This window comes from Ktedonobacter sp. SOSP1-52, from assembly GCF_016587395.1.
Genome location: NZ_BNJH01000001.1, coordinates 1,443,320 through 1,469,041 on the forward strand (window position 1 = coordinate 1,443,320; position 25,722 = coordinate 1,469,041).

22 protein-coding genes are annotated in these 25,722 nt (G+C 55.3%); 8 read left to right on the top strand and 14 right to left on the bottom strand.

Going from position 1 to position 25,722, the window contains the following annotated elements:
* Window positions 1-38: 38 nt before the first annotated feature.
* The 5 genes from JMJ16_RS06585 to JMJ16_RS06605 form a co-directional block, all read right to left on the bottom strand.
* Window positions 39-1,328 carry an MFS transporter gene (locus JMJ16_RS06585; RefSeq protein ID WP_201379458.1) on the bottom strand — a complete coding sequence of 430 codons (1,290 nt, stop codon included), beginning with the start codon at window positions 1,326-1,328 and terminating at the stop codon, window positions 39-41.
* A 635-nt stretch (window positions 1,329-1,963) separates the two neighbouring features.
* Window positions 1,964-3,067 carry an NmrA family NAD(P)-binding protein gene (locus JMJ16_RS06590; RefSeq protein ID WP_201379465.1) on the bottom strand — a complete coding sequence of 368 codons (1,104 nt, stop codon included), beginning with the start codon at window positions 3,065-3,067 and terminating at the stop codon, window positions 1,964-1,966.
* Between the two features lie 94 nt (window positions 3,068-3,161).
* Window positions 3,162-3,707, bottom strand: a complete 546-nt coding sequence (locus JMJ16_RS06595) for a carbonic anhydrase (protein WP_201379467.1) — start codon at window positions 3,705-3,707, stop codon at window positions 3,162-3,164.
* Between the two features lie 216 nt (window positions 3,708-3,923).
* Window positions 3,924-4,778, bottom strand: a complete 855-nt coding sequence (locus JMJ16_RS06600) for a MerR family transcriptional regulator (RefSeq protein WP_201379469.1) — start codon at window positions 4,776-4,778, stop codon at window positions 3,924-3,926.
* A gap of 139 nt (window positions 4,779-4,917) precedes the next feature.
* The gene (locus JMJ16_RS06605; RefSeq protein ID WP_201379471.1) at window positions 4,918-5,682 is read right to left on the bottom strand and encodes a creatininase family protein; all 765 of its coding nucleotides are present in this window, start codon (window positions 5,680-5,682) and stop codon (window positions 4,918-4,920) included.
* 134 nt (window positions 5,683-5,816) lie between these two features.
* Between JMJ16_RS06605 and JMJ16_RS06610 the strand changes: the two genes are divergently transcribed.
* The 5 genes from JMJ16_RS06610 (at window position 5,817) to JMJ16_RS06630 (ending at window position 7,809) form a co-directional block, all read left to right on the top strand.
* Complete coding sequence (locus JMJ16_RS06610; protein WP_201382903.1) at window positions 5,817-6,020, top strand: hypothetical protein; 204 nt, start codon at window positions 5,817-5,819, stop codon at window positions 6,018-6,020.
* 14 nt (window positions 6,021-6,034) lie between these two features.
* Window positions 6,035-6,394: a response regulator transcription factor gene (locus JMJ16_RS06615; RefSeq protein ID WP_236601540.1), complete on the top strand. Its 360-nt coding sequence runs from the start codon at window positions 6,035-6,037 to the stop codon at window positions 6,392-6,394.
* Between the two features lie 153 nt (window positions 6,395-6,547).
* On the top strand, window positions 6,548-6,970 hold the full coding sequence (locus JMJ16_RS06620) for a hypothetical protein (protein WP_201379473.1): 423 nt from the start codon (window positions 6,548-6,550) through the stop codon (window positions 6,968-6,970).
* Between the two features lie 51 nt (window positions 6,971-7,021).
* Complete coding sequence (locus JMJ16_RS06625; RefSeq protein ID WP_201379475.1) at window positions 7,022-7,558, top strand: pyridoxamine 5'-phosphate oxidase family protein; 537 nt, start codon at window positions 7,022-7,024, stop codon at window positions 7,556-7,558.
* A gap of 47 nt (window positions 7,559-7,605) precedes the next feature.
* Window positions 7,606-7,809 (top strand): hypothetical protein, encoded by a 204-nt coding sequence (locus JMJ16_RS06630; RefSeq protein ID WP_201379477.1) that lies wholly within the window; start codon window positions 7,606-7,608, stop codon window positions 7,807-7,809.
* Window positions 7,810-8,038: 229 nt separating this feature from the next.
* Here JMJ16_RS06630 and JMJ16_RS06635 read toward each other — a convergent pair whose 3' ends face one another.
* Both JMJ16_RS06635 and JMJ16_RS06640 read right to left on the bottom strand, forming a co-directional pair.
* Window positions 8,039-8,968, bottom strand: coding sequence for a hypothetical protein (locus tag JMJ16_RS06635; protein ID WP_201379478.1), 930 nt, complete (start codon window positions 8,966-8,968; stop codon window positions 8,039-8,041).
* A 174-nt stretch (window positions 8,969-9,142) separates the two neighbouring features.
* Window positions 9,143-11,575, bottom strand: coding sequence for a glycoside hydrolase family 9 protein (locus tag JMJ16_RS06640; RefSeq protein WP_201379480.1), 2,433 nt, complete (start codon window positions 11,573-11,575; stop codon window positions 9,143-9,145).
* Window positions 11,576-12,453: 878 nt separating this feature from the next.
* On the opposite strand from JMJ16_RS06640, the gene JMJ16_RS06645 reads away from it, so the two are divergent.
* A complete protein-coding gene (locus JMJ16_RS06645) occupies window positions 12,454-14,928 on the top strand; it encodes a glycoside hydrolase family 48 protein (RefSeq protein WP_201379482.1) in 2,475 nt (824 codons plus the stop codon).
* Window positions 14,929-15,053: 125 nt separating this feature from the next.
* On the opposite strand, the gene JMJ16_RS06650 is transcribed toward JMJ16_RS06645, so the two are convergent.
* Window positions 15,054-16,034, bottom strand: a complete 981-nt coding sequence (locus tag JMJ16_RS06650) for an NADP-dependent oxidoreductase (protein WP_201379484.1) — start codon at window positions 16,032-16,034, stop codon at window positions 15,054-15,056.
* 226 nt (window positions 16,035-16,260) lie between these two features.
* Between JMJ16_RS06650 and JMJ16_RS06655 the strand changes: the two genes are divergently transcribed.
* Window positions 16,261-16,860 carry a TetR/AcrR family transcriptional regulator gene (locus tag JMJ16_RS06655; RefSeq protein ID WP_201379486.1) on the top strand — a complete coding sequence of 200 codons (600 nt, stop codon included), beginning with the start codon at window positions 16,261-16,263 and terminating at the stop codon, window positions 16,858-16,860.
* 12 nt (window positions 16,861-16,872) lie between these two features.
* On the opposite strand, the gene JMJ16_RS06660 is transcribed toward JMJ16_RS06655, so the two are convergent.
* The gene (locus JMJ16_RS06660; RefSeq protein WP_201379488.1) at window positions 16,873-17,568 is read right to left on the bottom strand and encodes a response regulator transcription factor; all 696 of its coding nucleotides are present in this window, start codon (window positions 17,566-17,568) and stop codon (window positions 16,873-16,875) included.
* A 2-nt stretch (window positions 17,569-17,570) separates the two neighbouring features.
* Entirely contained in the window at window positions 17,571-18,779 is a 1,209-nt protein-coding gene (locus JMJ16_RS06665) for a sensor histidine kinase (RefSeq protein WP_201379489.1), read from the bottom strand.
* Window positions 18,780-19,054: 275 nt separating this feature from the next.
* Here JMJ16_RS06665 and JMJ16_RS06670 point away from each other — a divergent pair, with 275 nt between their 5' ends.
* Window positions 19,055-19,483: a hypothetical protein gene (locus tag JMJ16_RS06670; protein ID WP_201379490.1), complete on the top strand. Its 429-nt coding sequence runs from the start codon at window positions 19,055-19,057 to the stop codon at window positions 19,481-19,483.
* Between the two features lie 162 nt (window positions 19,484-19,645).
* Here the strand turns inward: JMJ16_RS06670 and JMJ16_RS06675 are convergent, their stop codons facing one another.
* From JMJ16_RS06675 to JMJ16_RS06695, 4 genes are all read right to left on the bottom strand, one after another.
* A complete protein-coding gene (locus JMJ16_RS06675; protein ID WP_201379491.1) occupies window positions 19,646-21,091 on the bottom strand; it encodes an endo-1,4-beta-xylanase in 1,446 nt (481 codons plus the stop codon).
* Between the two features lie 383 nt (window positions 21,092-21,474).
* On the bottom strand, window positions 21,475-23,031 hold the full coding sequence (locus JMJ16_RS06685; RefSeq protein ID WP_236601230.1) for a cellulase family glycosylhydrolase: 1,557 nt from the start codon (window positions 23,029-23,031) through the stop codon (window positions 21,475-21,477).
* Between the two features lie 225 nt (window positions 23,032-23,256).
* On the bottom strand, window positions 23,257-24,681 hold the full coding sequence (locus tag JMJ16_RS06690; RefSeq protein WP_201379492.1) for a galactokinase family protein: 1,425 nt from the start codon (window positions 24,679-24,681) through the stop codon (window positions 23,257-23,259).
* On the bottom strand, window positions 24,681-25,721 hold the full coding sequence (locus JMJ16_RS06695; protein ID WP_201379493.1) for an inositol monophosphatase family protein: 1,041 nt from the start codon (window positions 25,719-25,721) through the stop codon (window positions 24,681-24,683). Before JMJ16_RS06695 ends, JMJ16_RS06690 begins: the two co-directional genes overlap by 1 nt.
* Between the last annotated feature and the right edge of the window lies 1 nt (window position 25,722).

Consider the following 25,722-nt stretch of genomic DNA (forward strand, 5'->3'; position numbering starts at 1 on the left):
TTTGGAGAGTAGCCGCGTACGCCAGTAGCGGGTTCGCATTACTCGCGTAGCGTGGTCAGGCGGCGGATGTCGGGAAAGGCGCCCGCGACGATGAGCACGACTAACAGGGTGCCAATGCCACCAGCCACGACCGCGGCTACGGGGCCCAGCAGTTGGGCCGTGAGTCCCGATTCAAAGCCTCCTAGCTGGTTGGAGGTGCCAATGAAGAGCGAGTTGACCGCGCTCACCCTGCCGCGCATCTCGTCCGGAGTGCGCACCAGCGCGAGGGTCGAGCGGATCACGACGCTGATGTTATCAAAGGCGCCGATGAAGATCAGTGCCAGGAATGAGAGCCAGAACCAGTGCGAGAGGCCAAAGACAATCGTTGCCAGGCCAAAGCCGGCTACCCCCAGCAACAGCACCGGGCCAGCCCTCTTGAAGGGAGGACGGCGTGCCAGGAAGAGCGCCATCGCGATGCCCCCAATAGAGTCTGCGGCCTGGAGCCATCCCAGTCCTACAGGTCCGACATGCAGGATGCCCGTCGCGTAGATAGGTAGGAGCGCGACGGACCCGCCAAACAGGACCGCGAAGAGGTCGAGCGTAATCGCCGCTAGCATGACCTTGGTCTGTCCAAGGAAGCGCACACCACTCACGAGTGAGCTGAGCTTGCGCCCCTCGCCCAGGGCTTTCTTTTGTGGCTGAACATGGATAAAGATTAGCAAGATGGCAAAGGTCAGGAAGAAGCCGCTGCTCAGGAGATAGACGGGAGTCGCGCCCTGAAAAAAGCCGATCAGAAAGCCGCCCGCCGCAGGTCCGATCACGGCTGAGAGCTGGCCGATGCTGCTGCGCCACGTCATGGCGTTCTCATAGGCCGTCTCTGGAATCACCTGCGAGACCAGCGCCGAGTTGGCTGGCTGACTGAAGCTCTGCGCGCCTCCTATCGCCGCCAGGCAGCAATAGATTAGCACCAGGGGACCATGCAGATAGGAGAGAAGTGCCAGGCTTAGAGCGGCCAGCACGTTGACGAGCTGTGCCACAAGTACAATATACTTGCGATTGACGCGGTCGGCGATATAGCCAGCGGGTAGGAAGAGGAGAATAAGCGGAATCACCTGGGCCAGCCCGACTCCTCCAAGCACAAGCGCGGACTTCGTCTGGATATATAGCTCCCAGCCAATGGCGACCGCCAACATCTGTTGCCCAAAACCCGCCAGGCCCACGCCAGTAAAAAGCAGGCGAAAGTCGAGGAACTGTAAGGCACTGGTGGAAGTATTTGGTGTCTCTACAGGAGGCGAAATATCTCTGGCTTGATCCTCTGATAATGCCGTTTCATCAGCGATAGGTTCCATGTGTTTTCCTTGATCTAGAAATTGTCTCCCGCGATAGCCTACTTAGGGTAGGGCTGGTGTGGAGTGGAAATGCCGAAGGCATTTCCACTCCACACCAGCCCTACCCTGCGAGCCACATAGTGGCGAGAAGTCTTGAAGAGATACTTTAAGACATAAGAGGTGTTAGGATAGTGGAAGAACAAAAAAGCGCCAACCTTCACATCCTACAGCCCTCTATGTTATCGCAGGCTATACCGATGTGCGTTGGTTGACGTTAAACGCTTACGTTTATTCAGTTTGCTGAATATAGTGTAGCCCCTGTTGAGTCTCCCTGTCAAGGAAATTGCCAATCTCTACTAAACACCCTTTGCCTTTGAGCGTTGCAGATAATGTGCTGCAGCCAATCCAGCTTGCCCATCAGTGTCGTTTGGTTACTCGCTCACACAAAGGGAGCAGCCAGGTTCCTGGTAACAGATGCAGGAAACAAGAATCCTGTCCCCTCAGAGAAGACCGCGTTCACGAGCATACATCACGGCTTGCGTTCGGTCTCGCAGGCCCAGTCGGCCACTCAGCACATTTGCACATCTGGACAGAGACACCCTCCTCTGCTGCACTCTGGATGAGACAGAGGTAAGGCTAGGATTTCTATAGAAATCCTAGCCTGATTTGGTGTGCTGGAACGCTGTTTTCTCTCCTGAGGGCTCGTTGGCTTGCTGTTCGTGGCTTTGACGCCATTCAGGTGAGTCCGCGCTGAAGACCACATGCGATCTCTCGGAAAATTCATCGAGAGCCAGGTATGGAGTCGTTTTGGGAGCAGGACTCAGCAGCGAGATGATCATTCCGAGCATGAACTTGAGCTGGATGGCGAAGCTCGGTTTGGCTCCCGGGATGGTGGCCACAGAGCGTCTCGCGATGGTCTCAAAATCCTCAGCCTCTCTCCCAGTGATGCGACGAACCACATCCGTCGGCGCATTGACGCCAAACGCATTCTTCTGGTAATCGATGGCGTATTGCTCATAAGCGGCAAGCTCGTAAAGAGACAAGCGCCCTCTCATGATCTTCGACAGCATCCGCATTGGCGCATTGCGGTACGTGACCTTCCGCCCAAGGACCTTGCCGAGGATGTCCGCGATGTCTTGCGGAGAGAGCATCTGTGGACCAGAGGGGCGATATGTCTTTCCTGCGTGTCCTTCTGGCCGCGCGAGAATCTCAGCCATAACACGGGCCATATCTTCGTTGGAAGGAGGCGCGTTGAGGCCAGAGCCATAGGGCAAGGACAGCAGCCCAAATTGAGCGGCAAACGGTAAGACTTGCATCTCGTTGTCCGCGAAAAATCCGGGGTTGATGTAGGTCACGGCGGTTCCTGGTAACAACGCAAACAGCCTGTCTGCCAGCCAGGCTTCGCGCGTGTGAATGGAAGGGTGATTGGGATTGGACAGCCACTGGCTCATAGCGACGACGGCTTCCAATTGTTGCTCAGCCGCGACCACTGTAAAGATAGCTGCCGCTTTGAGATACCCTGCCTCGTTGGGAGCACAGAAGTAGGCGCGCCTGGCACCTGCCATCGCTGTTCTCATATCGGTGATGTCGGTGAGCGAGCCAACGACGATATCGGCGCCTTTGGCCTTGAGGCGTTCGCTTCGCTGATCTGCTTGATGCACAAAGGCGGTAACGGGAAAGCCTTCGTCCAGGAGTTGAAGCGCAACAGGCATGCCGGTTCTTCCGGCGGCTGTCAGCACAAGAATTCTTGGTTTACTCATGGGATGTAGCTCCTGTTTGATACGTGGAGAGATGTCACTCTCCTCTGGAGGGAGGCACTCAAAGACAATTTTTCATGACACATGCGCTTCTTCCTCATCGCTCTGGAGCATGACGCAGGGGAGCAGGTGGCACGACAACCTCGACCAGCCCCGTCGTCACATCATAGACGAGTCCGGAAACCAGCCAGTTCCCGGGCAGGACGGGGTTCGCCTTGAGCGCGGCCACATCGACCGCTACCGCTGCGTGAGGATCAGTGACCGCTTTGGCCTTCAGTCCTTCTTTGCCGATGCCAAAATAGCTCGCCAGCATGTCAGGGTTCCCTTCGAGGTGAGCAATCCCGCATTGGGTGTGCTGAAGAACGATCAGGTGAAACTCGCCCGCAGGATTACCTCCTTCACCCTGAGCTATCCTCCTGAGCATCCCTATGGCCTGCAGCGTCCCTGGAGTGATTCGCCCACCAACATTGCGGATCACGACTGCCTCTCCAAGCTTGAGGCCGAGCAAGAGAGTCGGATCGACGCGCGGATCAACACAGCCAATGACCATAGCCCTTAAGGTCGGCATCAGGGGTAAATCCTTCAGGAAATGATGGGAAGCGAAGTCCTGGTTACGTTCTACCAATGTGTCAAGCATTGTCATGTTGCTTCTCCTTGACTAACACATTTCATGAATGCCAGTCAGCTCGTACGCTTATCTGAACATACGCCTTACAAGATGCCCGGTGTATTCGGCGATCGCGGCATGAAGCAAAAGAAAGCTTCATGCCGCTTCATGCCATGGATAGAATGAGCATACCGTTTGACGTAACGGCAATGTCAAGCCCCGCGTTCCAATCCCTCGACCGACGGCAGCAACTCAGATGAGGTGGGCAGGATGACCGAGCCTGGTCACGGGCAGTTGAATCTCGATCACCGCTTCGTCCTGTTCCTCCGATTGTGGCAGTTGGATCAGGATATCTCGCCCTGCTCCGCTCATCTGCCACCCATGGTGTTCCATCCAGGTAGCCAGTGCTCCATAACTCCTGTGGCTGTCGCTGACCCGCCCGACGTGTGCAAGTGTTGCCATGGTCTCAATGGCTGGCAATGTACGCAGCGTAAGCCGACATCCCTCGGAGAGTTCGACCGATTGTGGACCTTTCTGGGTGAGCAGGTAGCCGACTTCGACATCGAGTGCTTCGGGATCATACATGGGGGAATGGATGATGATGGTGATATGACCAAGGCTGTTGCGTCCCACCATTGCCGGAACAGCCGTAGCGATTCTGCGCACGAGATGCTGGATCGCGTCCATGCCGGGCAGCACGTCGCGTAACCCAAGAAACGGCGTTGCTGGCACCGCTTTCAGGATCACGTCAGGCTCCTGCATCTGCCCATGAGTGTCGATCTGCTGCAACCTGCTCTCCACAACGCGCAAGCGCTCCATCTCTTGCTGAACCGATTGCTCGATCTGGGCTTTGCGTAAGGTCAGCATCCCGCGAATTTCATCGACAGAGGTCTCCTGATCCAGGAGCCGAGCAATGTGTTCTAATGATAAGCCCAGTTCTTTCAGAACCAGAATGCGATTGAGCCGAGGCAGTTGCCGTGCGCTGTAGTAGCGATACCCCGTTTCCGGGTCGATAGACTGGGGACTTAACAGACCAATCTCATCGTAATACCGTAGCAGACGACCCGAAACCCGGGCAATTTGGGAGAATTCGCCGATACGAAGCATGTCAATTCCTCCTTGGAGAGTTCTCTACAGGGAGTGTACAGTTTGACGCTACGGCAATGTCAAGAGCATTTGCCCTTCTTCTATGAGTATGGAGGACATGGCGTTTATGAAGGAAGCTGACATTGCATCTAGTGTGGCTTCAACGGCACAAGGGTAGTGATGCAGCTTCTTGCAGCATATGAGCGGCTTCTTCGACAACGGCTTCCCACAATCTCTTTCCCAGCTCAGCACTCGCGTACGTCGGATCGCCGATCACACCGGTAGAGGAATAGCGAGCAAAATCCAGGTTGGGATCACTCCAGTCAACCTCTGTGGAATGGGGATTGGTGATCCACTCTTGTCGAACTGTTTCCGGTCTGAGATAGAGCGAAATCGATGTGGTAAAGCTATCTGCGTGCCCGACCGGAATCATGGGGTCAGCTAATCGGCACCAGATTTCATGAAAGGGATGAGGCGGTAAGAATGCTTGCGCCTTGCCCTGGTACATCCGATTGAAGCGCTCAACGACCCCGTTTAGAGCATGACCGCCACAGCCTCGCCAGATGACCATTCTCTTAAACCCCTGTGTCACCAACGAGGTCAAGGTCGCTTCGATCAATGCATCATGCAAGCTGACGGGGACATCAATAAATCCGCTGCCAAAGTTGCGATGTTCCGGCGTTGGCCCAAAGGGCATCGCCGGTAACACGACAGCCTGGACTGCAGCGTCTTGCGCCGCTTTTTCAGCGGCTGCAACCATGAGCGTTTCAGCAAACCAGGTATCAAAGTCGACCGGAAGGTGAGGGCCTTGCTGTTCGGTACAACCAGTAGGAATGATCGCTAACCAGCCCTGTTGAGCACGTTTGCCAATCTCCTGGTAGGTCAAATCACCGAAGCGCTTGCTTTTTTCTTCTATTGGGGACATATTTTCTTCCTCTCAGATTTCTCATTGCTTCTGAAGAGAGAATCTCTCTATTCCATTTGTCTGCTGTTTCTATTCTATGATATACTCATCCTTGTTGGGATGTTGGGAGGAACCTTTTTGTGGAACAAGGATGTATGCCAAAAACACCTGCAGCGACTCTCACCTGGTCCCCGGAGAGCAACGCCTACAAACTCCATGCCTCTGACCAACGGCCGATGTGGATTGAGTTGGGAATCGAGGGGCTGTGGTTTGCCTGGTTAACAACCCATACACTGCCCATATGGGCAGAGAGGCCACTGCCACCACGACACAGCAAGGCAGCGAACCTGATGAGCTGAGAACGACGATCGTGATGACCAGGCTCTCCCCTCCACAATTGCCTGCCACGCTGGTCGTACGAGAACGGTTGCTCGCAGCGCTGATCTCCTACGCGCGGACCCTTCTGTGTGCATTTGCCCAGGAACCAGGTGCTCAGCCAACCCGGGAGGCGCAGCCTCGCGGGGAGAATTCCCTGCTCCTGGACCCGCTCAGCGATCAAGAGCAGCGGGTTCTCCGCCTGCTGGCCGCCGGGCGCTCCAATCCAGAGATAGCAAACACCCTGGTGCTTTCGCTCAATACGGTAAAAACCCACGTCCAAAGCCTCTACCGCAAGCTAGACATTCACAGTCGTGTTGAAGCCAGCGAGGCGGCACGGCGCTTCTCTTTGCTCTAATCTCTCCTCTTCCCCTCACCCACTCACACATCTTCTCCAGCCATGTGATGACCCTGGTTGAGCAGCTCTGTGATCAGGTTGCGGTGATCGCTTCAGGGCGCGTGATTGCCTCTGGTTCCCTGAACCGAGCCTCATCTGCGAAAAAAGGATCTATTGCAGGCAAGTAGCGATATGGGGCAGGCCGTCCTTATGCTTGTACTGGTTCCCACAACAGCCATACCTGTGGCCTCCGTAGTGCTGGTTGGTATGATACAGAACAATGCCCTTCTCCAATGGGTGGGCGTTGGTGTGGGCATTGCTACTGGTGCTCTTTTCTCCTGGTTGCTTGGTCGTATTGCTTACCGACGACTTGAAGCTCGGGGATCTGAACTGCTGCATCTGATGCGTTCGGGATCGAGTAGCCCCTCCAGGCGCCGAGGCGCGAATGGCTTGCTCTCTGGTCTTTCTCCCGCAAAACGGCAAGTAGTTCTTCTTTGCTTAAAGGACATGCTCAACCTGGAGCATCAGACGTTCAATACTTTGCGTGCGTCGTTTTTGGCCTTTCCGGTTTTCCTTCGCGCAAAGAGAATGGATTGATATCTTCTCGCTTCCTGCGAGAGAAACAGAACGATTGAAAGGAGTTCTTAGATGAACGAACCCATCACACCACTCGACACCCAACACAGCGCCCCACGCGGAGGGGTCACGCCATGGGAGGAGACGCGTCAGGTGCTGGAAACAGCCGAGCTCTTTTGGCTCTCAACAGTGCGGACCGACGGTCGCCCTCACGTCACGCCGCTCGTGGCTGTGTGGCACGACGGGGCTCTTTACTTTACCGCTACCGACACCGCACAGAAGACTGTCAACCTGCGTGGAAACCCGCACGTCGTTCTGACAACCGGCTGCAACCAGATCGACTCGTTCCGCAAAAAAGAAGGGCTCACCGTGGTGGTTGAGGGCGACGCCGTGCGGATCACCGACCAGGACGCGCTCGAACGCTTAGCCTCGGTGTGGGCGACCAAGTGGGATGGAGACTGGCCATACCAGGTACGCAACGGTTATTTTTACCTCTACGATGAAGACGAACAAAGAGTTCTCACAGATTCGAACCTCGTGTTCTCCGTCAAAGCCACCAAGGTCTTCGCATTCGCCATAGGCCGCAGCCAAACCCGCCACCAGTTCTAACTGCTCGCGTCGCGTAGCCACGCACGCGGGGGAGTTGGCGGGGTGGGGTGGTGTCCCCCAAGTTGCCAGAGCTGGCCGGGGTGATCGTCGAGGCCTCGGCCTGGTCACTGGTGGTTTTCACTTGCCCTGATTCCCCCTTTAGTCAGGGCAGCGTGCCGCCCCCAGAGCGGGAGCAGGCCGAATTAGGGGCCGCTCCTGCTGCTCGAATTTACAAAAACGCTCCACACATGTTGGCTTGTGGCGTGGCCTGATCCGCTATCAATGGCTGAACTGCTCAACCTTCTGGGCAAATGTCAACCTTTGAGGGCAAAAACCGCTCACTTCGTAAGTCATTTACCATGTGCATCAGCTTGGCCGCTAGCGCTTTCCTCCGACCCGCTGCGCCTTCCCTTCGTGAGCGCCAGGGGCGCGAATAACTCTATTACATGCGAAATTTTTGAAAAGTTGTGAGCCTGATGCGTAAGAGGCAAAAATGAAAATTCATTGTGATAAGGCTATGATGATACCACCGGGATTTTCAACGCTGGTTGGCCCAAGAGAGAAAATGGCATAGGTAATCCCCTTGGTTAAGTTGATATCGTGTATGGCTTCCACTGAATCGTCGATATACGAGGTATCCTTTACCGTAGCCAGTAATTGAAACTGCTGATCATGATCAGAGATCAGGCGATACACATTGTACGCCGTAGCATTCTGCCCCGCGGACCAGGAGAGGGCAACCCCACCATTACTCGTGCGCTGATATTGCCCATGCCCAGGCGCGGCTGGTATCTGCTTTGCTTCTATCCACCTCACCTGCGTTGTGAAGGCAACTACTACCGCGCTCTCGCTTGCGTTAATCAGGATGGAAGGGGCGTATTGCTGCTGATAGGTGGCCGTCATCTGGTCCTTGAGCAATACGCCATTAAACGTGATAGTGACGGAGCCCGCCTCGGAGTTCACTACCTGGGTATAGTCGATAGCCGTGCCGCCATCTGTATGTAGCGTAACCTGGGCCGTTATGGGCGATGCTCCTGGACTGTAGACTTTGACGTGATTACTGTTGTCGACCACAAAGAGGAGGCGTTTCAGTTCGCCGGTGATCTCTGTTTTGATGGCATTTGGAGCCAGTGGTGTGATTGCTCCATTGTTGTCCTTTGTCGCCCCATCAGCGCTGGAAAAGTTGAGGGGCGTAGCGAGCAGGAAGTTTGTCGGCCCATGCAGGGCTGATGGCTGTAACGTTGAAGTCGGTACTGGTGGCGCAGAGGTTGGCACGGGTTGGGTCCGTGAGGCCGTGGGACCAGGGGGCAGAGAGGTCGTATGAGCATCGGTGCTACAACTGGCAAATGCTTGTAAAAGCAAGAGCATTGTTAGCGACAGAAGAAACCAATGCATGGCGCAACGACCATCACCCGCGTTTCGTGTAAGCAAGGCGCGACTCCTTTCGCAGCAGACTAAGATGGTTCAGGCGTGCGTGGTCCGACGCTATGAAAGTACGCGCCTACATATCCAGGCCATATGTAGGCGCGTACTTTCTCGTAGCGTCGTGCCAGTTGGCTTATTGCCCGGTGAATCCCTTAAAGCCTATAACTGGCCGGAAGCAGCTCAGGAGGTACTACATGTCGTGCCATTGAGAGTGAAGGACGTGGGAGGCGAATTGCTGCCACTCCACGAGCCATTGAAGCCCGGAGGGGAGCTCAGGGTCGCACCCGGAGCAATCGAGCCGTTATACGAGAGATTAGTGATCGTCACGTTGGCTCCACTCTGCGTGTAGTTCCCGTTCCATATCTGGGTGATGGTCTGGCCATTGGGGAAAGTGAATTTCAGCGTCCAGCCGTTGATCGCCGTGCTCCCGGTATTGGTGATCGCGATATTCGTGCCAAAACCGCCGGCCCACTGGTTGGTCACCGTATACACCACCTTGCAGCTCGTCCCAGGCGTGGGAGTTGGCGTCGTGCCAGGTGTGGGCGTGGGAGTCGGTGTAGTGCCAAGCGTGGGAGTTGGCGTCGTGCCAGGTGTGGGTGTAGGCGTCGGTGTAGTGCCAGGTGTGGGTGTGGGAGTTGGTATACCCCCGTTGGGGGTATTGCCCCAGACCTGCGTACTGCCATCAAACACCGGAATATTGGTGACCTTGACTGGAGTGGCGCCGGAAGGCGTAGCGACCCCCTGGTAGGACCAGTCGTTGGTAGGGTCCCACGCTCCCGAACTGGTGATGCGGAACTGCACCTGTTTCTGGTAATTGCTCTGCCCGCCAGGGTAGATTGGAGTGCCCGCGCAACTTACCGTTATATAGTAAATGTTGCCGGAGTATTGGGTTGGCCCTGAGAGGTGGCTTCCACACTCGGTATAATTGGTGTTCAATGAAAGCATGCTCGGGATCACTCCTGGCTCCAGCGTGAAGTAGTAGCGCAGGGAGAGATTGCTGGTTACGCGCGCGGGCCAACCGGTCTTATTGACGAAGATGGCTTTGATCTCGGTAAAATTTGTACCCGAGGCATTAACGGCGGCCGTCGCGTAGATCTCGTCGTCATCTTTGGCCTTGTCGGGCAGTGATGCCGCCGGACTGCCGCCATACTCATTGTACAGACGCGCCAGCGCGCCAGTGAGGGCTGCGTTGTAGTCGTCAGCAGGCTCATTGGTCTGATAATCCTGTCGATTATCGGTGAAGGAGTCGTTGGCTGAACTGGGACCACCAACCACAGCACCGTAGAGGATATGGCGCTGGTAGGAGGGGTCCGTGATGTTATCGTCCCATGAGCCATGCGAGGTACGATGATGCGGCGTCTGGGGAGAGCATGAGCCGAAGCCAACCATATAGCTACAGTTGCGCGGGTTCGCGCCCAGAATGTAATTGACCTGCTGAACGGCGAAATCATGGTAACGCGAGTACAGTGAATTGCTTGTTCCCAGGTAATCGGCATAGACAAGGGCTAAGAATGCTGTATTGGCCGCGTAGCGCAGCGATCCCCATTGACTGAGAAATGCCTCGCCACCAGGAGAATACGTAACCTTCTGCCCGTTTACCCCGACCGTCCACCAATCGAGGAAACGCTGGGCGTCGTCCTTATACTGTTGTTGGCCAGTGATCTGTGCCAGCAGTATGTAACAGCCATAGGAAACATCATCCCAGCTAATCGTCCACTGATAAGAGTGGATGGTGGTCTGTGACTGATAGCTGAGGTTGCTGTAATAGTTCTCAGCTTTAGTGAGATAGCTGGAGTCGTTCGTGGCGAGATAGAGCCAGAGGGCTCCCCAAACCAGTTCGTCATTATAGCCGCTATATGAGGTGTAGAAGCTGCTAGCGGCAGTAATGCAGGAGTCGTATTTGCCCCGGAAATTGTCGGCAAATGAGTAGAGCTGCTTGGCGTGGGTGAGGAGTGTACTGGCGTAGGTTGGATCGGTTGCTTGAAAAACAATTGAGGCCGAGGCCATCGCGGCGGCTGTCTCGCCTGCTAGATCTGAGCCTGGGCAGCTCTCACTGATCTTGTATGCTGGGCGAGCCATCTGCATAACCTCTGCTGGTCCCCAGAAGGAGTGATCTGCATTCGGGTCACCAACCTGGCCATATAAGACGTCAGGCGAAGGATGCGCCTTGATAAAGTAGTCGGTAGCCCACTTGATATTGTTCAAGCTATACTGTAACTGACCATCCTGGACATAGGCATTGCGGTTCGCGATGAGGCCCCAGTCGAGCATGGTCACACTATAGGCCATCGGCAAACCAAATTTAACATGGTCGCCGGCATCATACCAGCCACCAGTCAGATCAAGACCAACGTCTGAACCATCGTTCAGAGCGGAGTCTCCAACCCAGGGGACGCGGTTCCAGGACGGTTTAGGGCCAGAACTCTGCTCTTCGTAAAAGTAAATACTCTTTTGTAAGGCTTCCCCATAGTTAATGGCTGGAGCAGCATGTACGGTTGGGATATGCAACGGACCTATGAGAAAAACCACCAGGAGAAACACGCAGAGCAGGGGTAGGATCATCGTAAATGGTCGTTTCAACCTGCGTGTGCCGAGCGTCTTGAGCAACATCATATAACTCTGCATCCTTTCAGAGTGTACCCAGCTACGCCAGGTAGCATAGAGTACGTCAGCACAAATACTCGTATTTTGTGAACAGCGAGAACGACAGAGTAAATTGTTTGGGTCTTCCTATCTTGTCCCCCTTGTTCCTCTTGTCCCTTTAAAATCCAGGTATGATGTTAATATATCTAACCCCTGACCTGAGCACAAGAGCATATACTAGACAGTTGCTAAGCACCTGGCCGAGTATCCCATGTATTGTTGCTTTTACCTGTCTACAGGGTGTCTAGAGCATGTCATTGTGTATCAGAGAAGAGATTAGCTACAATACAAATAAAACCAGTCATTTTAGCATAGCAACATTACTTACACTCGCACGTGAACGTTGGGTGCCCGTCAATGTTTTGCAAGAGTTTTTCTATCCCATAGGCACTCGATTTATCGCGTGCAAGGCGATTTATCGCACAACTACGCAATAGCAGGCATCTTCCCCTCATAGGGTCTGGGGATATGACAGATACAGCAAAGGATCGTTTCTCGCGTTGCCTCTCAGGAAACAACCTGTCGTGAGAGGCAAAATACTCCCTATACCGTATTCCTGCGATAAATCGCCTTGCGCACGATAAATCGGGCGCCTATGGGATATATTATGCAAAAAGATGACATCCACACGTGAACGTTTACACGAACAAATTCACTTCTCGCTATGGGGATCGTCCCATCTGCGGCGCCCGATTACGGTACTCAGGCATCGAAGGAAGGAGGTGATGAAGCGATAGGTGAACTGCCCGCGATTTTTTATGATGGAACATCAATGTCACGAGCAGGCGGGCAATATTAGGATGACCTGCATCCTCTGGGTTAACATCTTTCATAACAAGGAGGTTAGAATGACCAGGAAGAGGATCTCTCAATCCATATCGCTGGTGATCATAGCAAGCGTGCTTGTGATTTCTGGCGTTTTAGGCGTCCAACGTATTCCGGTCGCGCATGCCAGTCCGGGCGCTACGCAAGCCACATCTACTTATACCCAGCGTTTCTTGACTTTGTATGGCGAGATCAAGAACCCGGCAAATGGGTACTTCAGCCCACTGGGCATCCCCTATCACTCGGTAGAGACGCTCATCGTTGAAGCGCCAGACTATGGGCATGAAACGACCTCGGAAGCCTTCAGTTTCTGGCTCTGGCTGGAGGCGACGTATGGTGAAGTGACGGGAAACTGGCAATCCTTCACGAGCGCCTGGGCGACGATGGACAAATACATGATTCCATCGCATGCCGACCAGTCGACCAATAGTGGCTACAATGCTAGCAGCCCCGCGCAATATGCGCCCGAGTCCCCCAACATCACCGATTATCCAACTCAATTGTCTACCAGTGTGTCTGTGGGACAGGACCCACTGGCGAGCGAACTCCAGCAGACCTACGGCACCGCCGACATCTATGGCATGCCCTGGCTGCTGGACACCGACAACTGGTACGGCTACGGCCATTGTGGGGATGGCACAACCAAGCCATCCTTTGTGAACTCGTACCAGCGCGGTGCCTCAGAGTCAGTCTGGAAGACGGTCGTTCATCCAGAGTGTGAGACGTTCACCTGGGGCAGAAACGATGGTACCGGCTTCTTGAGCCTCTTCAACACACCAGCTTCGGGTGGCGGCTACTCGCAGCAGTGGCGCTATACCGATGCTCCTGACGCTGACGCGCGTACCGTCCAGGCGGCCTTCTGGGCCTACACGTGGGCGAATGCCCAGGGGCAGGCGAGCGCCGTTGCCAGTCAAGTTGCCGAAGCCGCGAAGATGGGTGACTATCTGCGCTATGGTACGTATGACAAGTACTTTAAGACGTTAGGTTGTACGAGCACAAGCTGCGCTGCTGGTAGTGGCAAAAACAGCTCGACCTACCTGCTGGACTGGTACTACGCCTGGGGCGGGGCGGTCCCCTCTTCCGGTAGCTGGGCATGGCGCATTGGCTCCAGCGCGGCCCACCAGGGTTATCAGAACCCCCTGGCCGCGTGGGCGCTGAGCAGCGTGCCCGCGCTCGAACCGAAGTCTCCAAGCGCACCGGGTGACTGGGCAACCAGCTTGCAACGCCAGTTGCAGTTCTATACATGGTTACAGTCGTCTGAAGGCGCGATTGCCGGTGGTGCGACCAATAGCTGGAATGGCAGCTACAGTGCTCCTCCTGCCGGTACTCCGACCTTCTACGGCATGGCATATGACTGGCAGCCAGTATACCACGATCCACCCAGCAATAACTGGTTCGGCTTCCAGGCCTGGTCCATGGAGCGCGTGGCTGAGTACTATTATGAGACTGGTAACGCGACGGCCAAGTCGATCCTGGATAAATGGGTTGCCTGGACCAAGTCGGCGACGACGGTCAACTCCAATGGAACCTATGCCATCCCCTCGACTCTGAACTGGAGCGGCCAGCCGGGTGGTAACTGGACTTCCAGCACGACCTCGGTGAACAATTCAGGCCTGCATGTGACCGTGGTGGACACCACAACGGATGTAGGTGTAGCAGCTGCCCTGGCCAAGACATTGCTCTACTACTCCGCCAAGTCCGGCGATACCGCGTCACGCACCCTGGCCCAGACGCTGCTGGATGATATGTGGACCAACTACTCGGACAGCATTGGTGTTTCCAACCCGGAAACCCGCAAGGACTACAACCAGTTTAACGACTCCGTCTCCATTCCTTCTGGCTGGACGGGCAAGAACGCTCAGGGCGCGACGCTGGATTCTTCAACGACCTTCCTCACTGAGCGCCCCAAGTATCCATCGGACCCCGCCTGGTCGAAGGTGCAGACGTACCTGAACGGTGGTTCCGCGCCTACATTCAACTACCACCGCTTCTGGGCACAGTCTGATATCGCTATGGCCATGGCCGATGTCGATATCCTGTTCCCAAGTTCGTCAGGAGGGACGCCCACGCCCACACCGACCCAGACCATGACACCCACGCCCACGCCGACCCAGACCACGACACCCACGCCCACGCCAAGCTCAACACCAAGCCCGACACCCACCCCCGGCACTGCCTGTAAAGTGCAGTATACGGTGACCAACCAGTGGCCTGGCGGCTTTGGCGTAAACATCGCGATCACCAATACCGGGAGCACGGCAATCAACGGCTGGACGCTGAAATTCACCTTCCCCAATGGGCAGACGGTCACCCAGGTATGGAACGGGAACTACACGCAGAGTGGGGCCAACGTGACGATCACCAACCTCTCGTATAATGGCTCGATTGCTCCAGGGACTACCTTGAGCTCCCCTCCAGGCTTCAACGGTTCCTGGAGTGGCAGCAATTCGCCTCCCACGTCCTTCACCCTCAATGGCACGACATGTAGTACCTCCTGAGTCGCTTACATCCTCGCGTTGCGGCGCTCATAGTATATAGAGAGTGTTGGTGTGTTCATCCAGAACACACCAACACTCTCTATTGTGCACCTGGTCGAATGTCTACCTGGTCTGGTCCACTTTGCTCACAATGGTGAGGAACGTTCCTCTATGACACGCAGAACGATTTTCCCGCGTGCATGACCACTTTCGCTCAGTTCGTGTGCCTTATATGCTTCTGCCAGCGGTTGAACCATCGAAACCTCGACGCGTACACGACCTGTATCGATAAGCTTGCCAATCTCAGCGAGCTGTGCCGTCGTAGGAAGCAACAGGACTACGTCCTCAACGGTCAAAGAAGCCGAGGCCGCGCTCTCAGTGGAGTAATGGCCCCAGGTAGTTGGAATCAGCGTACCGCCGCGTTTGAGCACAGAGAGCAAGCGATTCCCGTTCTCACCGCCCACCGTGTCAATGACGAGATCAACGTCATGTGCAACCTGTTCCACAGGCGTGGTGGTATAGTCGATAAAGAGATCAACGCCAAGTTCGCGCAGAAATGCCTCGTTGCGTCCTGAGGCGACCCCGATTACCCGTGCCCCTTGCGCTTTCGCCAGTTGCACAGCAAAGTGCCCAACGCCTCCTGCTGCCCCATTGACGAGAACCGTCTGGCCAGCCACGACACGCGTACGCACAAAGAGCGTATGCCATGCGGTAAAGGCAGACATGGGCACCCCTGCCGCCTGAATGTGATCAATGGACACTGGCTTGAAAGCCAGGTGCGAAGGATCAGCAGTGGTATATTCCGCGTACGCCGCGCCGTGAGTGGTCATGCCATACACTGCATCTCCCCTCTGGAAGGTCGTGACACCGGGTCCAACGGCTTCCACAATCCCAGAGACATCATAGCCTGGAATGTAGGGGAGCGGGACGTCGATTTGGAATTTTCTGTGGGCAAGCCCTGAACGCATCTGCCAATCACCGGGATTCACCCCAGCAGCATGGACACGAACGAGCACCTCTCCTGCTTGGGCACTGGGCAATGGAATGTCCTCAAACTGTAACACTTCGGGGTCTCCGTAGGTATGAAAGCGTATGGCCTTCATGGTTTTGGGAATATCGATCTCCATCTATTTCTCCTTTGACGGTATTGCTCAAATAGTCTTGCCTGTCTGTCATTCCTGTTGCCAGGCCAGGCAAACGTTGTCTACAATAATAAGGAGAAAATGCACAGCAAGCCATGTGCAATCAAGCCCTTTTGTCGGTTAGGGAACAAAAGAGCCCGTCTGTCGGGAAAAAGGGTACAGTATCTGGCAGAATCGTGGCCAAAGAAAGCAGGAACAGGAGCACTTGCCAATGGCGACCCCTCCGAAAAACATCGATCGACGTGCCCAACGCACTCGTCAGGTATTATGGCAGGCTTTCCTTGAAATTATGCAAGAGAAAGGTTTTACCGCCATGAGTATTCAGGAGATTACCGAGCGAGCTAATGTCCATCGAGGAACCTTTTATGCTCACTTTGCAGATAAGTATGCATTGTTGGAGGCCATTCTCCGTGAGGAATTCCGAGATTTGCTGACAAGCACGCTCCCGTCCGAGTCGCAATGGGAGCGAAAGACCTTGCATTTGCTCATTGAGACTTCGTTGGACTATTTCAAGAGCATGCATCGTCAGTGCCCCCCATTGGATATCATTGACCCCTTGGTTAAACAGGTAACCCAGGAGGAACTGGCCACACTCCTCAACATCTGGTTGAAAAAGAGCAGGCGCACGCAGATAAGGTGGCGGATACCAGTGGAGATGGTGGCCCAGCTCATGAGCTGGACGATTCTCGGAGCGGCTATCCAGTGGAGCCAGGATACCACTACGATGTCATCAGAACAGATGGCCCAGAATGTCTTGCTGATGCTTTTAGAAGGTGTAACATATCTGGCTCCTGATGCGTTGCCAGAGTAACACCTCCTCTTTTTACAGCAATCCGAGTTCTCTGGCTTTGAGTGCCGCCTGCGTCCGGTCGCGTACCCCTAGCTTGCCCAGGATGTTGCTGAGGTGATTCTTGACGGTGCCGCTCGCGATGTAGAGGGTCTCGCTGATCTCACGATTGGAGGCACCACGCGTAAGCAAGGTCAGAATCTCCCGCTCTCGCTCGGTTAACTGCTCTACGTCGCACACGCCATCGAATGTAGGGGGAGCAGGAGCGGTCACGGCGGGCAAGCTTTGTGCAGAAGAAAGGGAAGTCAGGACTTTATGTGCAACATCGGGATGCAGAAGAACCTGTCCCTGTGCGACCACCCGAATAGCTGCCGCGAGTTGCTCTGCGGTAATGTCTTTGAGCACATAGCCCAGAGCCCCTGCTTGCAGACCAGTCTGGATCAGCTCTCGATCGTCAAAGGTTGTCAGGATGATGACGCGGATTTCAGGCCAGCGCTCTTTGAGAGCATGCGTCGCGGCGATTCCATCCAGACGTGGCATGCGTACATCCATCAGCACCACATCAGGAAGCATGTGTTCAGCCTGGAGGCGTTCGACGATCGCCAACGCTTCCTTGCCATCTCCTGCTATACCGATCACCTCCAAGTCCGATTCCAGCTCAATCAGCTTGCGAAAGCCCTCGCACAGCAGGCGCTGGTCATCCACAATCATGACACGAATCCGTTCTGCCATAGCTAGACGTTCTCCTTCTTTTGGCGTGCGTAAGTTGAGCTCCGCTCCGCTTGCCCTTGTTGTGTGAGTGGGATGATCACTTCAACGCGCCAACCGTGCCGGGGTTCCGGACCAGCCCGCAGTGTCCCACAAAGACTCGCGACACGCTCGCGCATGCCCCGCAGGCCGAAGCCAGATGCGCTGTGCTCGTGCTTCGGTAGATGCCCCTGGCCGTTGTCCAGCACCGTCAGTTCTACCTGCGCATCGTTTGTGGAGAGGCGTAGCAGCACTTTCGTCGCGCGTGCATGCTTGCGAATATTGGTTAGCGCCTCCTGTGCGCAGCGGTAAAGCGTCAGGCACACGTCTGGATGCAATGGGGGGAGCACCTCTTCCAGATCAAGCGTGATCCGGGGTTCTCGGCTGATGGCTTCGCAGGCCGTCACCAGCCTGCGCAACTGCTCATGCAACGAACCGCTGGTGGCTTCGTCGGGCCGGAGCGCCTCGACGGAATGACGAACGTCCGTCAGGCAGGATTTCGCCACCTGGCGCGCTTCCAGGAGCTCCTCGCGCAAACGGGGATCGCCGCGCATTTCGTGCTGCGTGGCCGTTTCCAGTTGGACCGCGAGCAGCGTCAGCGAGTGGCCAAGCGTGTCGTGGATCTCGCGGGCAATTCGGTTGCGCTCGCGGATGATGGAGAGTTCCTCCACCTGGGCGCTATACTCCCGTAGTTGTGCGTGGGCCGCCGCGAGTTCGCTGATGGTCGCCGTGCATCCACAGGTAGAGCTAAACGAGATCAGGAGAATCATCTGACCGCCAGCATCCCACTGCCGGGTGAGGAGGCCAAGCGCGAGGCTGGTACTCAGCCAGAGGACACCTGCCGCGAGCAGACCGAGAACGCGTGGTTTGGTCACCATCATCAGGCAAGCAGTCATGGTTGGGAGGATCGGGAGCCAATAGACGTTCGTGCGCGGCAAAGGGAGAAAGAGAGAGGCGCAAGCCAGACAGAACAAGGCAAGCAACCAACCGAGATGGGCGCGTCGTCTTCCGAGATGATAGATCAAGAGCCAGGCACCATAGATCCCCGTAAGCAGAAGAACGCTGACCAGGGTGCGCTGCACCAGAAAGAGACCGAAGAGATAGCCAATGCCAGCGACGCAAGAGGCAGCCGAGCGTTGGAACCAGCCGAATGGGATGGGATGTGTATGGATGATCTGTTCTCGCTTGCCTATCATGGATCCGTCCAGCTTCCTGTGAGAGATATGTTGTGTTTGTTTTCCTCAGTATACCCGACGTTTCTTCTCGCTCGCTAGTGTCTGCGGTCATAGGTCCGCCCGATTGACCTATGACGCAGGTCATACCAGAGAGGCGCAGAAATAGACCTGTGATTCGTGACCGATGGGACGGGCGTCAATGAGCTGATGCCGGCTATACTCGACCCATCGAGTTCACCGAATGGTCGAACCGAAGACAGAGAAACAACAGGCACGTTTGAAGAAAGGATTATATCATGACTGCCCGCATCATCACCGAAGAACACCTGAATCATCCGCAGAGTCAGACGGCATTCCGTAACGTGAAGCTGCTCGTTGGCTGCTACCTTGGCCTCAGCATGCTTACCCTCGTGGCCATCGTCTTGCTGCGCGACAACACCGCAATCGTGACCCCGGCGGTCTGGGTCCGTGGGACCATTGTCGTGGCCTCTGCCTTGCTCACGACCTTCTTCGCCGCCCAGATGGCCCGCGGCTCCCGTGGGGGGTACCTTCGACTCCGGCTTGTCTCCGCCATCATGTTGGTAGCCATTGTGGTCATCATCGCGCTCCCTGGCACCTTCCCGCTGTGGATGAAGATCGAACAGGGTGTCTGCGGACTGCTCCTGCTCGGCGTCGTGGTGGTTGTCAACAGCAAGCACCTGAGATCAACATTCACTACCAAGTAGAGCAAGCGCCCCCCGCGTCGTCGCTGTTTGAACACAGCGGCCCTTTACGGTGGTAATCGCTAAGGGCCGTTTTTGTTCGTTCCCGGCTTAGGTATCTCTACCTGCTTCACAGGCAGCGGCTTGAAATTCGGCTTTTTAATTCCGTTGTAAGGTATCAATGAATTAGTTGGTCGGCGTCCCATTCAGGGTAAACGAGGTCGGGGTAGGATTGCTTCCGTTCCAACTTCCATTGAAGCCCAGCGAGATAGAGCTTCCCGGAGCAATCGTCGCGTTATAGCTGGCATTAGTAATCGTTACCTGGTTCCCGGATTGCGTCACCTGACCATTCCAGAGATTGGTAACCTGTTGCGTTCCAGGAAACGAGAACTTTAATGTCCATCCATTAATGGCCGTCGAAGTATTGTTAGTAATTGTGACATTTGTCGTAAAGCCGCCCGGCCACTGGTCTACCACCTGATAGGCCACATGGACACTTCCAGCAACAGGCGATGGAGTTGGGGATGGTGTATTTATTGGGGTCGGCGTGGGAGTCTGGCCGATTGGCGTGGGAGTGACGCTTATCCCACCACCAAGAGCTTGAATAACAGCAGTGTATGCTGGCTTCGGGTTGTAGTTGTCATCAAAAAGCAGTGCCGCCCCTTGACCAGAGAAGGCGCCTGGTATCCATGAGTCCGGATCTCCAACACCCCATGTTGTAATATCGTTGCAACGAGTAACTGCCAGGCAGGCAGTTACAACCTTACTGTAGTCGGTCGCTTGCTGCTGAAGGTTCGCGCTACTGGCAGGAGTTGGCATACGAATATCCAGCTCCGTAATCTGTACATCAAGGCCGAGATCGGCGAAGCGCTGCAAGTTGGTCTGGAAGTCTGATGGCTCCTGACCCACGATCAGGTGCGACTGGAAACCGACACAGTCGATGGGGATACCCCGTGCCTTGAAGTCCTTGACCATGTTGTAGGCGGCTGTGCTCTTTGCATTAATGCCTTCGATGTTATAGTCGTTGTAGCACAGCTTGGCATTGGGGTCAGCCGCGTGAGCAGACACAAAGGCGTCTTCGATATAGGCGTTCCCGATTTCATTCTGGAAGATGTCACTCCGGCGTGTCCCATCATCGTTGAGTGCCTCATTGACGACATCCCAGTACCAGATCTCGCCCTTATAATGGCTCACTTCACCGGTAATGTGATTCTGCATAGCACTCAGGAGCGCCGTACCCGAGGTGATATTGCTGACCCAGCTTGCAAGCTGGTTATGCCAGACCAGAGTATGACCACGCACTTTCATGTTATGAGCCTGGGCATGAGCGACAATGGCGTCACCAGGTCCGAAATTGAACGTACCTTGCGAAGGCTCGGTCGTCTGCCATTTCATTTCGTTGCCGGGAGTGGTGCCTGTGAACTCACGATCAAAAATGGTCGTGTACGGCGTCGTGCCAAGGAGATTACCTGTGACTGCGGCCCCAAAGACACGGCCCTTTGTCGCTGCTGTTGAACCGAGCGTATCGGCGGCCGATGCCTTGAGCAAAGGCATGCTGCACACAAACGCTAAGAGGAGAAACACCAATGTTACGACGAAAAATCCTTTTCGAGTGAGACGATGAAACATCATTATTTTCCTTTTCCTTCCTTGGACCAAGATCTTATTCCGAAACCCAACGTCACTGGCGTGCCTAGCGCTTCGCGCTCAGGGTTTCGGATAAGTAGTAAGGAAACATCCAGGATTATCTAGTGTTCTGTCAATCTTCATGGAAAAGGTTTCATGCCGCCTGCGGCGGCAGGGAATTGAGACGCAGAGGAGCTGACGCCCCTCTGCACTCCCTACCTTTCCAATCAACTTTGATAGAGTACTAGTGGAATATCATCCCGTTGTCTCTCATGGTGGAACGAATACTGGAAATTATTTGTGTTCAGTGAGTCGAGCGGAAAATTGGGCGTGAGACGAGGGTGAGACGAAGCAGGTGACTGACCAGCCGCCTGCTTCGTTTACGATGTTTATCCGACGCTACAATGAGAACCATTGAGAGTAAAGGAGGTCGGCGGATTATTAGCGCTGCTCCAGGACCCATTAAAGCCAGGTTCCGAGCTTACCGTGCCTCCCGCGGGAATGCTTCCGTTATAGGAGAGGTTGGTGATCGTTACGTTGGCCCCGCTCTGCGTGTAGTTCCCGTTCCACAGCTGGGTGATCGTCTGTCCATTAGGGAAGGCGAATTGCAGGCTCCAGCTGTTGATTGGCGTTGACCCGGTATTGGTAATCGTAAAGGTCGCGCCAAAGCCACCCGTCCACTGATTTGTTACCGTGTAGGTTACCTTACAACTCCCGGAGGTCGGAGTAGGTGTAGGTGTACTCGTAGTGGTTGGAGTAGGTGTAGGCGTACTCGTGGTGGTTGGAGTAGGCGTAGGTGTATTGGTTGAAGTCGCGGTCGGCGTGGGCGTAGGCGTGCCACCCAGTGAGAGCAAGTGCGCTTTGTATCCAGCGCCATAGTTCGTCGGCGTACCGTTCCAGTCGCTGATCAGCGCTGGTGTGCCGCCGCAGTTGCCGCTGGCTGTCCAGGTCCAGGCCAGATATCCAGTATTATGAGAATCGAACCAGCTCGTCAATGTATTGACAAAACCAGAGGCGCAATCATTCTCGCCGATCTCACCAGCGATCACTGGTACCTGCGCGATGACTGGCGCGATCTGCGAATCCCAGCAACTACTGTTGGAGCACGCGTTAAAATTGTAGATGTGCACTGAGGCGGCCAGATTGTTCTGCGGATCGCTGGGCTTATTCGCCAGCCACTGCGAGAGATCATTTGACCACGCCAGGCCGCCCAATAGCAGGATATTGGTCGCCCCTGTGGCACGCACGGTGTTGATCAGCGTCTGCATTCCGGCCACGGCAAATCCCACACTGGAGCAGTTCCCCGATTGGGGGGCCGTACTACCGCTAAGCCAGCAGGCCCAGCTAATGTCGTGGGGCTCGTTATATAGATCGAACATTACCGATGAATTGCTCTTGAACGTATTTGCCACCGAGGCCCAGAAAGCCGGGGCGTGATCCAGGTCCGTCATTGGTTGCTGACCTGTCGACTGATTACTTCCGGAATTGTTCCAGTGCAGATCAAGAATGACCACCAGGCCATTCGCGTTCAGCAAATTCACCCAACTGACAATGTCTGCCTGGTATTGCGCGGCCGATCTCCCGTTGGCGGGAAAGCCATTGATGCCCAGCCAGCAGTCTTCATTCAGAGGTACACGCACGCTGTTGATGCCCCAGGCCAGCATATTGTTGACGGTTGCCTGGTCGACTGGCCCGTCGAAGTCGGTGGGCGCGTTTGTCGCGCTCTTGGTACACTGGTATTCCGTGCCCATACGGTCTACCCCGTGGGACACAAAGACATGGCCACTGCCATCTACAATCTGGTTTCCTACCACATGCAGGCCCGTTGGTACGCTGGCTGCTCTGGCAGCACCAGGCGACTGCAGCGTGACCATTGCCGCGACGGAACAGAGTAGCAGCGCTACAATGGCAAATGATAGTAGTCGAAAGTGTCTCTTCCTTGACATACTTTCCTCCTAGATATATGAGCATGAAGCATATCCCTCCTGCTCTCAATGGGGTCCACCCATCCCGCTCATAGTGATACAGAAGAAAAGTATACTGTTTCTCTCCAGCAAAACCACAGCATGTACGAAGCATCCAATCGACAGATAAGAGGCAGGTCCCTTAAAAACATGTTGTCGCATTGACGGTCAAGTGTCTTCTATCTGTTCTGGTGCATTCTTCGGAGCTCACGCGATGACAAGTTGTTGAGAACCCCAGGCAACTGCCCCGGGAGAAGAGCCTCCCAGAATCTCAACAGCATACCCTGTCTCCTGCGCGTACAGTGCAGCAATGTGTTCAATTTGCGCCTGTGAGCCGCGTCGGGCAAGGACTGCGATGGTTCCACCACTGCCACCGCCAGTAATCTTTGCTCCATAGAGATTGGCTTTCGGTCCGACCTGACGCACCAGTTCTACCAGACGGTCGGTTCCGTTTGAGCCAAGGCCACAAGCGCTATAGCTGGCATGTGATTGATACATCAGCTCGCCGAGCAGGTAACAGTCTTCTTCAGTGAGCACTGGGCGCGCGAGTAGGGTACGGAAGAGGCGTACGCGATGGTGCTCGTAAATCGGGTGGGCTGTCGGCTGACGAACGGCGTATGTACACGTTGGGTCGATATGTGTCACGCTATCCGTCGAGCCCTGGTACTGACGCAAAAAGGCTGTGCCATGGATCTGGTGTGGAAGACGATCGCGATACGCTTCCTCCCAGAGCGAGGGGGAAATATTTGCCAGATAGCCCTGCCATCTACTGTCCTCGATGGAAACGCTTTGCTCACCCTGGGCTTGGACTGGCAGGCCAGCCAGGTCAGCAATGATGCGGTAGCCCATAAAAGCTCCGATGCGTACTGAGCCATAATCTGCGCCGGTCACGGCATGACGAATCCCTGAATCAATTCCCCAGACTTCTAGCTCGCTTGGAAGCGTGATGCTCTCCTGCAATTCGGCTGGCTGGCAGAGCAGGGCCAGCAAACTATCCTGCTCGCCACAGGCCGAGGTCATCTGGTCCATAATACCGCATGGCGCCCCAACAACGAGATTTTCCACTTTCTGGCAGAGAAGTGCCAGCTCACGACCAGCGATACGCATCTCATAGAGCGTCGATAACGCCTGCATGGTCGCAACCTCGAGCGCGGCCGACGAACTGACGCCCTTGCCTGCCGGAACATTTGAGTGGAGAAAGAGACGCAGGCCACGCTCCACTAGCAACCCACACTCACGTTGTAAAACAATCAGACATCCGGCGACATAGGCTGCCCAGGAACGCTCGGGATTACGGGTGAGGAGGGTGTGTGCCGCGGCATAATCCAGCCTGGCGAGTTCGGCGAGTTCTATCGTCACCTGCGGTGTATCCTCAACCCCTGTACTCCGCAGCGTGATTGCTGGCTCATCGCTAAACTGGACTGCTGCCCAGGTGGCGGCGGCAAGCGGCAACTCCAGGACGAGCGCGCCCGAATAATCGGCGATTCCGCCCATCAGATCCAGGCGGCCAGGCGCGCGCGCCACCACGACTGATTGCTGGGGAGAGAAAAAATCAGCCTGCTTGTTCAGGTTCGACAGAAAGCGTTCGGCGTCCGCCCGTGTCGACTCTGGCACGTGTGTAAATCGCCACATTATGAATATTCCTTTGTTGTTTGAGAGGTGAAAAGCCCTCGCTGGCGCAGCGCGTCGTGTAACACTGGAGCGACCTGCTGCTGAATAGCCTGGTTGGCATAGCCGATCCAGGTGACGTTGGAGGTCACATCGAGCGGTGCTGAAAGCAGTTCTCCATGCTCGTCGGTCACGATGATCCCTGCCTCACGCGCAATCAATTCGGTGCAGAGATCATACGGATGGCCGCATAAGCCAAAAATCTGCCCCCGAGCGCGCATCTGGGCCTCAATGCCGGGGCGCAGGTCCGCGATCCAGCGATCGTGCCCCACTAATAATTCGTAGAGCTGGCCACCCGATGAGATGTACTGATCTTCAAAGGTGCGCGCCCTCCCCTCGCTTCCTGGACCAAGGATACGCTCAATCACTGTATCCTCAATCTCTGCCAGTTCGGCGCGGCCACCTGGGAAGAAACGCGCGATGCTACCATACCCATTGGCGATCGTTGTCGCCTGTGACGGCTGGATCTGCAGCGGAGAGTGCTCGCCTGTTATGCGGTTCACGCGTTCGCCTTGCGCGCCCTGGCCCGCAATAGCCCAGAGCGTATCGCTCAGGTGCTGCTTAACCAGCGGAATCTCTGTCTGAAGCGCGATCTCGATATCGTGGAGACCGGTCAGGGGACCACGATTAGGAGCCACCCCTGTTAAAATCCAGGCCGCACGTTTCTGATACATCAACCCTCGTGTTCCATCAATGGGGTCGATAATGATACGTAGCTCTGCCTCGTCAGGCGCAGTTCTCGCAGGAAAGGTCATAATTCCATCCTCGCCCAGACCTTCTGCTATTAACACAAATGAGCGTTCCTGGGACAGGACGCTGAAATGTTCGATCAAGACCTCTTCAGAGATGCGATCAATGGCGAAAATGGTATCACCGGCCTGTTCTGCCACCACCAGCGAGAGCTGCTCAATGGCCTGTTGCTCGCAAACAGTCACCACCGCATCACGAATGGCGGCATGGATAGTGCGTAACTGGGCCAGGAGCTTGGCTGCATTTGCGATCATT